Below are 10897 nucleotides of genomic sequence, written 5' to 3'. Positions count from 1 at the left end.
ACGACTCCACCAACAACCGAGCCCCCATCCCCACCCACTGAGCCCCCTGCCCAGGAAACACCCACACCGACCTACCCTCGACATCAGCGACACCCTCAGCCAGCCCGTTCACATGCCGGCCGGCACTCAACGCATCCGTCGCTGCCAGGAGTTCGTCCCGATCGGCGCCGATGACGACGGCCCGGTGTTCGAAGAGCGCACGGGAGGTGACCAGCGAGAACCCGACATCGCCCGGCGACACATCCACACCACCCGCCGCCACACGAGCCACCAACCGGCCCGCCTGCTCCCGCACCGCGGCACCACTCCGACCCGACACCACCCACGGCACCACAGGCATCTCGGGCACCACAGACGCCACGGGCACCACCGGAACATCACCATCGACGTCACCGTCACCGGCGCCGTCAACAGACGCCTGCTCCAGCACCACATGCGCGTTCGTACCACTGATACCGAACGACGACACCGCCGCCCGACGCACCCGACCCGTCTCCGGCCACCCCTCCACCCCCGACACCAACCGCACCGCACCCGAAGACCAATCCACGTGCGACGACGGCACCCCGGCATGCAACGTCGGCGGCAGCACACCCGCACGCAACGCCATCACCATCTTCATCACACCCGCGACCCCGGCGGCGGCCTGCGTGTGCCCGATGTTGGATTTGAGGGAGCCGAGCAGGAGCGGCCGTGCCGCGTCGCGGTCCTGGCCGTACGTGGCGAGCAGCGCCTGCGCCTCGATCGGGTCGCCCAGCCGCGTACCGGTGCCGTGCGCCTCCACCGCGTCCACGTCGGACGCGGCCAGACCGGCCGCCGCCAGCGCCTGGCGGATGACGCGCTCCTGCGCCGGGCCACTGGGCGCGGTGAGGCCGTTGGACGCGCCGTCCTGGTTGACGGCGGACCCGCGGATCACCGCCAGCACCGGGTGGCCGTTGCGCCGCGCGTCCGAGAGCCGTTCCACGACGAGCACGCCCACGCCTTCCCCCCAACCCGTGCCGTCCGCTTTGTCGGAGAACGCCTTGCAGCGACCGTCCGGGGCCAGGCCGCCCTGCTTGCTGAACTCGACGAAGACCGACGGGGCCGAGAGCACCGTGACACCGCCGACGACCGCGAGCGACGACTCACCGCTGCGCAGCGAGGCCGCCGCCATATGGAGGGCGACCAGCGATGAGGAGCAGGCCGTGTCCACCGTGAGGGCGGGGCCTTCGAGGCCGAGGGTGTAGGAGATCCGCCCCGACAGCACACTGGCCGCCGTGCCGGTCAGCGCGTGTCCATGAAGTTCGATGCCGGAGCCGGTGCCGGTCCCGCGGCCGCTGCCGGTGCCCGCTGACGGTTGTCCCCAGTGGTACGCGCCGACGAAGACGCCGGCCGCTGTGCCGTGCAGCGTGTCCGGGGCGATCCCCGCCCGTTCGAGTGCCTCCCACGCCACCTCCAGCAGCAGCCGCTGCTGCGGGTCCATGGCCTGTGCCTCGCGCGGCGAGATCCCGAAGAACGCCGCGTCGAATTCGGCGGCCTCGTGGAGGAATCCGCCCTCCTGGGTAGCGCTGCCGCCGTCGCCGGTGCCGGCGAGCCGGTCGAGGTCCCAGCCGCGGTCGGCCGGGAATCCGCCGATGGCGTCGCCGCCGGTGGCGACGAGTCGCCAGAGGTCTTCCGGCGAGTTGACGCCGCCGGGCAGGCGGCAGCCCATTCCCACGATGGCGATGGGTTCACTGCTCTGGAGTTCCAGTTCGCCGATGCGCCGCCGCGCCCGGCGGAGATCGGACGTGACTCGCCTCAGGTAGTCAACGACTTTTCCCTGCTGGTCTTCAGACACCGTGCGTCATCCTCATCGTCCGCGTCTTCTCTTGCGTCTTCGTCTCTGTCTTCCGCGTCCGGCCATCGCGCGGGAATTCAGCGGATTCCCGGCTCCTCAGCTATTTCGAACTCTTCATCGATAATGTCGAGCAACCGGTCGATCGATACGGTTTCGAGGTCCTCTTCGATGTCCACGTCAGTGGAACGCGCCGCGTATTTCTCTTCCGTCGGGCCGGTGAAGTACCGCGCGAGATGGTCGGCGACGCCTGCCGGAGTGGGGAAGCTGAAGACGAGCGTGCTGGGCAGCGGGTGACCGGTCAGGGCGCCGAGGCGGTCGCGGAGTTCGATGCCCGCCAGGGAGTCGAGGCCCAGTTCTTTGAAGACGGCGTGGGCGCCGATCTCGTCCACGCCGCTGTGGCCGAGCACCGCGGCGGTCTCGACGCGTACGAGATCGAGCAGATGCCGTACGCGTGCGGCCCGGGGCATCGCGGCCAGCCGCCGCCCGGCCGACGCGGGTGTCTCACCACGGCCTGCGTCACCGGCCGCTTCGGCGCACGTCGGCGGCCCCGGGCGCACCGCATCGGCCGAGAACACCGGGGCACCGGCGGTGTCGTCAGCGGCGGCGAGCGCGAACGTACCGGCGCCGGTCGTCGGCGGCGGGGCCGGCCAGTGCCTGCGGCGCTGGAACGCGTACGTGGGCAGCTCGACCCGGCGGGCCGACGTGTGCCCGAAGAAGGCCCGCCAGTCGACCGGAACGCCCACCGTGTGCAGCCGTCCCAGCGCGCCGACGAAGCCGGTCTCCTCGTCCCGGTCCGCAGTCCTGCCTTCGCGCCCGCGCCCGCTTCCTCTTCCTCTTCCGCGCAGGGCCGGTACGACGGTCAGCGGCCGGTCCGTGGCGCTCGTACACTCCTTGGCCAGCGCGGACAGGGCGCCGCCGGGGCCGAGTTCCAGCAGGACGTCCATGTGCTCGTCGCGCAGGGCCGTGATCCCGTCGGCGAAGCGCACGGTCCGCCGTACCTGCCGCACCCAGTACTCGGGCGTGGTCAGCAGCCCCGGGCCTGCCAGGCCGCCCGTGACGTTCGAGAGGACGGGCACGGCCGGTTCGTGGAAGGTCAGCGTCTGCGCCACGCGTCGGAAGTCGTCGAGCATCGGGTCCATCAGCGGGGAGTGGAAGGCGTGCGACACGGGCAGCCGCTTCGTGTCGCGGCCCAGGTCGGCGAAGTGCGCGGCGATCGCCAGGACGGCGCTCTCCGCGCCCGAGATCACCACGGAATCCGGCCCGTTGACGGCGGCGACGGACACGGGATCGGCGTGGCCGCGCAGCGTCTCGGCCACGCGCTCGATCTCGGTCTCGGTAGCGCGTAAGGCAACCATCGCACCACCGTCAGGCAACGCCTCCATCAGCTTCGCGCGCGCCGCGACCAGCACACACGTGTCCGCCAGCGACAGCACACCCGCGACATGGGCCGCCGCCAGCTCACCGACCGAGTGGCCGCCCACGGCCGCCGGGCGCACGCCCAGCGACTCGACGAGCCGGAAGAGCGCGACCTCGACGGCGAAGAGGGCGGGCTGCGTCCAGCCGGTGCGGTGCAGCGGTTCGGGGTCCTCGCCCCACATGACCGGGCGCAGAGGGGCTTCGAGGTGCGGTTCCAGTGCGGCCAGGACCGTGTCCAGCGCGTCGGCGAAGACGGGGAACCGCCCGTACAGCCGCTGTCCCATGCCGAGCCGCTGGCTGCCCTGCCCGGGGAAGAGTACGGCCGTGACGCCGTCGCCCGCCGCGCCCCTGGCGGTCTCGGTCACGCCCGCCGGTCCTGCGAGCAGCACCGCGCGGTGGCGGAGCGCGGCGCGGCCGGTGGCGAGCGAGAAGCCGATGTCCGCGCGGTCGAGGCCGGGCCGCTCGGCCACATAAGCGGTCAGGCGGGCGAGTTGCGCGTCCAGAGCGGCCGGGCTCGCGGCCGAGACGGGCCAGGGCACGACGGCGGGCACAGCCGTCGCCTCCCCGCCCGTGACCTCCCCGCCCGTGGTCTGCCCAGTGCTGGTCCCCTCGGCAGTGATCCCCTCGGCCGCAGTCCCTCCGGTAGCTGTCACGACGGGTGCCGGTTCAGCCTGCTCGATGATCAGATGCGCGTTGGTGCCGCTGATCCCGAAGGACGACACGCCCGCGCGGCGCGGTCGGCCGGCGTCCGGCCACGCGACGGTCGCGGTCAGCGGTTCCACCGCGCCCGCGTCCCAGTCGACCCGGGAGGACCGCGTGCCCAGATGGAGTGTGCGGGGCATGGTCGCGTGCCGCAGCGCCAGTACGGTCTTGATGACGCCCGCGACCCCGGCCGCCGCCTGCGTGTGCCCGATGTTCGACTTGACTGAGCCGATCCGCAGGGGCCGCCCGGGCGCGCGCCCCTGCCCGTACGTGGCGAGGAGCGCCTGCGCCTCGATCGGGTCGCCCAGCTTCGTACCGGTGCCGTGCGCCTCCACCAGGTCGATGTCGGCGGCGGTGAGTCCGGCGGCGGCCAGTGCCTGCCGGATCACCCGTTCCTGGGCCGGGCCGCTGGGTGAGGTCAGGCCGTTGGACGCCCCGTCCTGGTTGACGGCGCTGCCGCGCAGGACGGCAAGCACCGGATGTCCGTGGGCGCGCGCGTCCTGGAGGCGTTCGAGGAGGAGGATTCCGGCGCCCTCGGCCCAGGCGGTGCCGTCGGCGTCGTCGGAGAACGCCTTGCAGCGGCCGTCAGGGGCCAGTCCGCCCTGCCGGGAGTGGCCGATGAATCCCATGGGGGTGGACATCACAGTGACACCGCCGGCGAGCGCCATCGTGCACTCCCCGGCGCGCAGGGAGCGCGCGGCCCAGTGGAGGGCGACCAGCGAGGAGGAGGACGAGGTGTCTACGGTGACGGCCGGGCCTTCGAGGCCGAGGGTGTAGGCGAGCCGGCCCGAGGCCAGGCCCGGTGAGAGCCCGGTCATGGCATGGCCCGCCAGGTCGTCGGCCGAGCGCTGGGTGACGGTGGCGTAGTCCTGGCCACTGACACCGACGAATACACCGGTCGCTGTGGCGCGCAGCGAGTGCGGGTCGATTCCGGCGCGCTCCAGCGCCTCCCAGGCGGTCTCCAGCACGAGGCGCTGCTGGGGGTCCGTGGAGACGGCCTCGCGGGGGGACATGCCGAAGAACGCGGCGTCGAAGTCGGCGGCTCCGTCGAGGAATCCGCCGTACGGGGTGGCGCTGCGGCCTGGTCCTTCGCCCGCGAGAGCGGCCAGGTCCCAGTCGCGGTCGGGGGGAAAGCCGGTGATGGCGTCGCGTTCCGCGAGGACGAGTTCCCACAGTTCTTCGGGGGAACGGACTCCGCCGGGATAACGGCAGGCCATCGCGGTGACCGCGATCGGGTCTTCGTGGGCTCCGCTGTTCATGACGTCTTCACTCCCCCTGGGAATCGCCGGCATTGTCTTCGAAATCCGTCCCGCACTTCATCTTCCCGCCGGATCGTACGGTCGCCAACCCTGTACTTTCCCCTAGGGAATTCTTCGGGAGGGAGAGAAGCCTCCGGGGTTTCCGGTGGAAGAAGCTGCGGAAGGGCACGAAAAACTGCGAATGACATGCGAAAGGCCGCGAAAGACTAGGGATTCCCCGGAACGTGGCGTGAGATCAAGTACCTGTCCCGCGTGCGGCAGTACGGCGCGGCCACCGGCGACCGCCGGGTGGAGGGTGGTTTCGGGGGCACCGGAGGGTCGGGCCGCCGCTTCCGGAGGGTGTGGTCCATGGGCTCGACGCGACGGCCGGTGCTGTTCGTCAGTTACGCCGAGAGCGGTCTGCTCAATCCGCTGCTGGTGCTGGTGGAGGAGTTGTCCCGGCGGGGCGTGCCGGACCTGTGGTTCGCCGCCGACGAGAAGGCGCGCCCGCTGGTGGAGGCGGCGGGGGTGGGAAGTCCCGTGTCGTTCGCGTCGCTCGGGGACACCGTACCGACGATGTCGGCGGTCACCTGGGACGACGCGACGTATCGGGAGGTGACGCAGCGCTCGCGGTTCCGGGCGCACCGGGCGGTCGTCAAGCACTCGTTCGTGCCGCGCGCGCGGGTGGAGAAGTACCGGCGGCTGGAGGCGGTGGCCGAGGAGGTGGAGCCGGCGCTGATGGTCGTCGAGAGCATGTGCCAGTTCGGCTACGAGCTGGCGATCACGAAGGGGATCCCCTATGTCCTGGGGGTGCCGTTCGTACCGAGCAATGTGCTCACCTCGCACGTTCCGTTCGCGAAGTCGTACACCCCGAAGGGGTTTCCGGTGCCGCACTCGGGTCTGCCGGGACGAATGTCGTTCCCGCAGCGGGTGGCGAACCAGTTGTTCCGGCTGCGGACGCTGGGGATGTTCCTGACCTCGTCGCTACGTGCGGTGGCCCAGGAGGACGACCGGGTCCGTACGGAGCTGGGGATCGTGCCGGAGGCGCGCCAGATGATGGCCCGGATCGACCATGCCGAGCACGTGCTCTGCTACTCGGTACCGGAGCTCGACTACCCGTTCCCGTTGCCGGAGAAGGTGCGGCTGGTCGGTGCGATGGTGCCGCCGCTGCCGCAGGCGCCGGACGACGGGGGCCTCGCGGAGTGGCTGGACGCGCGGCGCTCGGTGGTCTACATGGGGTTCGGGACGATCACCCGGCTGACCCGGGAGCAGGTGGCGGCGCTGGTGGAGGTGGCCCGGCGGCTGTCGGACCGGCACGCCGTGCTGTGGAAGCTGCCGAAGGAACAGCAGGGGCTGCTGCCCGCGCCGGAGACCCTGCCGGCGAATCTGCGGATCGAGGGCTGGGTTCCCTCGCAGCTCGATGTGCTGGCCCATCCGAATGTCGGTGTGTTCTTCACCCACGCGGGTGGCAACGGCTTCCACGAGGGGCTGTACTTCGGCAAGCCGCTGGTGGTGCGGCCGCTCTGGGTGGACTGCGAGGACCAGGCCGTGCGCGGCCGGGACTTCGGGGTGAGCCTGACGCTCGACCGTTCGGAGACCATCGATCCGGACGTTGTGTTCGACACGCTGTCCCGGGTGCTCGACGACGGTGCGTTCCGTGAACGCGCTGAGCACTTCGGGTCGTTGCTGCGCGCGGCGGGTGGCCGTGGCGCGGCGGCGGATCTGCTGCTCGGCCTGCCGGCCCTCGCCCACAACTGATCGGGGCGCTCCATGTCCTTCACCCATCCCGTCGCCGTGCCCTGGCTCGGCGGGCGCGAGCTCGAATATGTGACCAAGGCCGTCGGCGACGGCTGGATCTCCTCCCAGGGTCCGTATGTCCCGCGGTTCGAGAGTGAGTTCGCCGAGTACAACGGCGTCTCGTACGGCGTCGCCTGCTCGTCCGGTACGACCGCGCTGACGCTGGCTCTGCGGGCGCTGGGCATCGGTCCGGGCGACGAGGTGATCGTCCCGGAGTTCACGATGATCGCGAGCGCGTGGGCGGTCACCTATACGGGAGCCACGCCCGTTTTCGTGGACTGCGGGGACGATCTGAACATCGATGTCTCGCTCATCGAGGAGCGGATCACGCCCCGGACGAAGGCGATCATGCCGGTCCATATCTACGGGCGGCGGTGTGCCATGGACGCGATCATGAATCTGGCGTACGAGTACAACCTCCGGGTGGTGGAGGACTCGGCGGAGGCTCACGGGGTGCGTCCCGTCGGGGACATCGCCTGTTTCTCCCTCTACTCCAACAAGATCATCACGGCGGGAGAGGGCGGGATCTGTCTCACGGACGACAGGCATCTAGCCGAGCAGATGGCCCATCTGCGGGCGATGGCCTTCACCCGGGACCACAGCTTTCTGCACAAGAAGCTGGCTTACAACTTCCGGATGACGAACATGCAGGCGGCGGTGGCGCTGGCGCAGACCGAGCAGCTCGACACGATCCTGGCGAAGCGCCGGGAGATCGAGCGGCGGTACGACGAGGCGCTGGCCGGGATCGACGGGATCACGCTGATGCCGCGGCGCGATGTGCTGTGGATGTACGACGTGCGTGCCGAACGCCGCGAGGAGCTGCGGGACTTCCTGGCGTCGGAGTCCATCGAGACGCGGGTCTTCTTCAAGCCGATGAGCCGGCAGCCCGGCTATCTCGCCCCCGACTGGCGCTCCCTGAAGGCGCATCGCTTCAGCGAGGACGGTTTCTATCTGCCGACCCACACCGGACTGACCACGCGGGACCAGGAGTTCATCACGGACACGGTCCGCAAGTTCTGCGGCGCGCGCTGAGTGCGCATGGGCGCCGCGTGCGCGTGCGCGCGCGGACGCCGAGTAAGCGTGCGCGCCGCCGCGGAGCGTACGGAACCCCCCAGGGAGAGCGAGAGAGATGACAACCACCGACAGATGCCCGGTCGCCTTCCCGCTGCGGCGGCCCGGTAAGCCCTTCCCGGCACCGGAGTACGTGGAGTACCGCGCGCTCGACGGTCTGGTCGAGTCGGTGCTGCCGACCGGCGCCCGGGTGTGGCTGGTGACCCGGCACGAGGATGTGCGGACGGTGCTCACCGACCCGCGGATCAGCTCCAATCCGGCGCATCCGGGGTTCCCCCGGCCGGGGAAGACCGTCGGGGTGCCCTCGCAGGACGAGGTGCCCGGCTGGTTCGTGGCGCTGGATCCGCCGGAGCACGGCAGGTTCCGCCGCACCCTGATCCCGGAGTTCACGGTCCGGCAGGTCAGGGAGATGCGGCCGGCGATCCAGCAGATCGTGGACGCCAGGATCGACGCCATGCTCGCCGCGGGTAGCACCGCCGACCTGATCGCGGACTTCGCGCTGCCCGTACCGTCGCTGGTGATCTCCAGTCTGCTCGGGGTGCCGAAGGCCGACCGTGACTTCTTCGAGGCCAAGACGCGGGTGCTGGTCACGCTCTCCTCCGGTGACGAGGAGCGCGAGGCGGCGTCCAGAGCGCTGCTGCGCTATCTCAACCGGCTCATCGCGGTCAAGCGGAAGCGGCCTGGGGACGATCTGCTGAGCCGGCTGCTGGCGGAGGGGACCCTGTCGGGGCCCGAGCTGTCCGGGGTGTCGATGCTGCTGCTGATCGCGGGGCACGAGACGACGGCCAACAACATCGGGCTCGGGGTGGTGACCCTGCTGTCGCATCCGCGGTGGATCGGCGACGAGCGGGCGGTGGAGGAGCTGCTGCGGTACTACTCGGTGGCCGATCTGGTGGCGTTCCGGGTGGCCGTGGAGGATGTGGAGATCGGCGGGCAGCTCATCAGGGCGGGCGAGGGCATCGTGCCGCTCGTCGCGGCGGCCAACCACGACGGGACGGTCTTCGAGCGGCCGGCCGAGTTCGATCCGGGCCGCTCCGCGCGGTCCCATGTGGCGTTCGGGTACGGGGTGCACCAGTGTCTCGGGCAGAACCTGGTGCGGGTCGAGATGGACATCGCGTACCGGACGCTGTTCGAGCGGATTCCCACCCTTGAACTGGCCGTGCCGGTGGAGGAGTTGCCGCTGAAGTACGACGGGGTGCTGTACGGGCTGCACGCGCTGCCCGTCCGCTGGCAGGAGGGCGCATGAGCAACGGAGGAGGAGCGACGGTGCGGATCAGTGTGGACACCGAACGCTGTGTCGGAGCCGGGCAGTGTGTACTGACGGCTCCCGATGTGTTCGACCAGAGCGACGACGGGCTCGTGGTCGTACTGGCAGATCCGGCGGACGGGCCAGCGGACGGGCCGGCGGACGAGGCGATGCGCGAAGCGGTGCGGGAGGCGGTGCGCCTGGCGGGCAGCGTCTGCCCGTCCGGGGCGATCACCGTACGGGAGGACGGACCGGCCTCCGCTCCGTAACCCTCCGCGGATTACGCACGTAGCGTACGCAACGTACGACGAGCGGGCGCGCCCCCACGGACCGGTGGGGGCGGCGCCCGTCGCTTCTACCAGGCGACCTCCAGCTCGGCGAGGCCGCCGGACAGCTGCCCGCCCGGCACCCGGATCTCGTCGGCGGGCGCGGTGAGCCGCAGCCCCGGCAGCCGGCTGAACAGCAGGGTGTACGCGGTCTTCAGCTGCGTCCGTGCGAGCGGGGCGCCGATGCAGTGCCACATGCCGTGCCCGAACGTCAGATGCGGGTTGGGCGAGCGGCCGATGTCGAACAGCTCGGGGTCGTCGAAGACCCGCCGGTCGAAGTTGGTGAGGGTGAAGTCCAGCAGGACGAGTTCGCCGGTCCTGATGGTGACGTCACCGATCTCGACGTCCTCGGTGGCGTAGCGCGGCAGTACGGAGCCGCCGGCCTTGGCCGAGCGGAGGATCTCCTCCACGGCGCCCGCCATCACCTTCGGGTCGGCCAGCGCCCGGTCGCGCTGCTCGGGGTGGAGGGTGAAGAGCACCACGCCGAGGTCGATGTGGCCGGCGACGCTCTCCAGTCCGGCGAAGAGCAGCCCGGCGGCGATCGGGCCGATGCGCGCGTCGGACGGCTCGGCCGCGCAGAGCCGGGAGATCACGTCGTCACCGGGTTCGGCCCGTTTGCGGACCGCCAGCTCCTCCAGATAGCCGAAGAGCTCCCGCTGTCCCCGCCGGCCGCCCTCGGGATCCCCGAGGTCTCCCATCCGCGCCAGCGCGGCGGTCAGCCGCCCCCGGTCCTCGGCCGGCACACCGAGGAGTTCACCGAGGACGCCGAGGGACAGCGGCAGGGAGAACCCTCCGTGCAGATCGGCGGGCGGTCCCTGGGCCACGAAGTCCGCCAGCGTGGCTTCCGCGACGGCCTCCACCTTCGGCATCAGGCCGAGCACACGCCGGGCCGAGAAGTTCGGTGTGAGCAGGGCGCGGGCCTCGGCGTGCATCTTCCGCGCGACTTCGGCGTCCTCGACGATGAGCATGTCGAGGAACGGATTGCGCACGTACCGGGGGGCGTTGGCGAGGTCCGGGTGGGCCCGTCCGAGCCGCTCGTCGTGGAGCAGCGACTTCAGTTCGGCGTGCCGGGTCACGAGCCAGCCCTCGTCACCGGCGGGGGTCCGTACCTTGCACAGGGGCGCGCGGCTCTGGAGGTCGCGCAGCAGCGGGCTGAGCCGCAGCACGGAGGGTGAACCGCCCTGGTACGCGGGCAGTTCCTGGGATGTGACCATGGGGGGCTCTCCGTTGGTGTCCGTGTCCGGGCGGTATCCCTGTCCGGGCGGTATCCCTGTCCGGGCGGTAT

Annotated in this window: 6 protein-coding genes and 1 pseudogene; 4 read left to right on the top strand and 3 right to left on the bottom strand. The window is 71.0% G+C overall.

Annotated features, from left to right (window positions below; all coding sequences use genetic code 11):
- Nucleotides 1-1816 (bottom strand): beta-ketoacyl synthase N-terminal-like domain-containing protein (locus tag AB0389_RS32685; protein ID WP_366399162.1); only part of this gene is annotated, 1816 nt, incomplete at its 3' end.
- A 77-nt stretch (nucleotides 1817-1893) separates the two neighbouring features.
- Nucleotides 1894-5184: pseudogene (locus AB0389_RS32680) on the bottom strand (beta-ketoacyl synthase N-terminal-like domain-containing protein); the annotation flags it as partial.
- Nucleotides 5185-5541: 357 nt separating this feature from the next.
- On the opposite strand from AB0389_RS32680, the gene AB0389_RS32675 reads away from it, so the two are divergent.
- The 4 genes from AB0389_RS32675 (at nucleotide 5542) to AB0389_RS32660 (ending at nucleotide 9555) form a co-directional block, all read left to right on the top strand.
- On the top strand, nucleotides 5542-6930 hold the full coding sequence (locus AB0389_RS32675) for a glycosyltransferase (protein ID WP_366399161.1): 1389 nt from the start codon (nucleotides 5542-5544) through the stop codon (nucleotides 6928-6930).
- 12 nt (nucleotides 6931-6942) lie between these two features.
- Nucleotides 6943-8001, top strand: a complete 1059-nt coding sequence (locus AB0389_RS32670) for a DegT/DnrJ/EryC1/StrS family aminotransferase (protein ID WP_366399160.1) — start codon at nucleotides 6943-6945, stop codon at nucleotides 7999-8001.
- Between the two features lie 97 nt (nucleotides 8002-8098).
- Nucleotides 8099-9286: a cytochrome P450 gene (locus tag AB0389_RS32665; RefSeq protein ID WP_366399159.1), complete on the top strand. Its 1188-nt coding sequence runs from the start codon at nucleotides 8099-8101 to the stop codon at nucleotides 9284-9286.
- A 20-nt stretch (nucleotides 9287-9306) separates the two neighbouring features.
- On the top strand, nucleotides 9307-9555 hold the full coding sequence (locus AB0389_RS32660) for a ferredoxin (protein WP_366399163.1): 249 nt from the start codon (nucleotides 9307-9309) through the stop codon (nucleotides 9553-9555).
- Between the two features lie 86 nt (nucleotides 9556-9641).
- Here AB0389_RS32660 and AB0389_RS32655 read toward each other — a convergent pair whose 3' ends face one another.
- Entirely contained in the window at nucleotides 9642-10826 is a 1185-nt protein-coding gene (locus AB0389_RS32655) for a cytochrome P450 (protein WP_366399158.1), read from the bottom strand.
- Nucleotides 10827-10897 lie beyond the last annotated feature (71 nt).

Source organism: Streptomyces sp. NPDC093109 (assembly GCF_040701725.1).
Classification (GTDB): Bacteria; Actinomycetota; Actinomycetes; order Streptomycetales; family Streptomycetaceae; genus Streptomyces.
Note: the sequence above shows the minus strand (reverse complement) of the source record. Positions and strands in the feature narration are given on the sequence as shown.